The sequence below is a fragment of the Priestia sp. P5_B4 genome (genome assembly GCF_056400385.1).
The window spans coordinates 1-559 of record NZ_JBFULJ010001493.1; the positions used below are offsets into that span (position 1 = coordinate 1).

Below are 559 nucleotides of genomic sequence, written 5' to 3' on the forward strand. Positions count from 1 at the left end.
CCATAGGTGTGGGGCTAGGCAAAGCCTAGCAAAACCGTGGGTACATCAAAAAGCCCAAAGTGGCGACTCTCTGGCGACTCMAAAACGGTGTCTGGCGACTTTCTGGCGACCAGTTGGCGAGTCAGTGGCGACACCTCTTTTTTCACTTCATGGCTAAATCTTGTTGCTTTTCATTCARTTTTYGGAGCTTTTCTTGCAARCTTTTTTGTTCATCTTCATAGAACTGAATACTTTCATCACTGGATTGCATTGCATCTTTTTTTATCGCAATTTTTGATTCTGTATCAGCTTTTCCATATTTTTTTATTTTCTTTTTCACAAGATCTTTTTCTAACTCATGTGAACTTAATCTGGACATGAAAAAGATAAATGTTAATGGCCTGTGAACCTGCACTCTTTTAGAACAGTCATCGTTTATAGAATAAAATTGATTCATAAATGATAAAAAAGCATGCGTAAATCACTTGTATTTTAAGTAAAAACAAATGATCTTTTTGACCATGAACGTGCGAAAAAAATAAAAAAGATCGCTTGCTTCTGTCTTATTTTTTTCAAAAAA

General features: G+C 35.5%; 1 protein-coding gene. It reads right to left on the minus strand.

What is annotated here, in order from left to right; all coding sequences use genetic code 11:
* Window positions 1-142 precede the first annotated feature (142 nt).
* On the minus strand, window positions 143-436 hold the full coding sequence (locus AC1DRF_RS31790) for a hypothetical protein (RefSeq protein WP_477742802.1): 294 nt from the start codon (window positions 434-436) through the stop codon (window positions 143-145).
* Between the last annotated feature and the right edge of the window lie 123 nt (window positions 437-559).